At 37.7% G+C, this 228-nt stretch carries 1 protein-coding gene; it reads left to right on the top strand.

Annotated elements, in window-relative coordinates:
* The coding region (locus ACRHOC_RS15350; RefSeq protein ID WP_431159463.1) for a glycosyltransferase at positions 1-228 on the top strand (228 nt) is incomplete at both ends.

The following is a 228-nucleotide window of genomic DNA, read 5'->3' as shown; positions in this document are numbered from 1 at the left end:
AGTGCACTCGTTCTTAGCCGTTCTGTTTACACCAGGATTATGGATCTAGCTAAGCTAGGGAAACGAGCTTTTTTCATTCCATCACCTGGGCAATATGAGCAGGAATACCTCGCTCAACTTTTAGATAGAGAAAAAATAGTTCCTTATTGTCATCAAGAGGACTTTGAGTTAGAAAAGCTGAATGACACTATTGGTTTTTCTGGTTTTGTAAATCACAATAATACTATG

The organism is Winogradskyella poriferorum (assembly GCF_050618035.1).
Lineage (GTDB): Bacteria > Bacteroidota > Bacteroidia > Flavobacteriales > Flavobacteriaceae > Winogradskyella > Winogradskyella poriferorum_A.
This window is presented reverse-complemented; position numbering and strand designations above follow the sequence as displayed.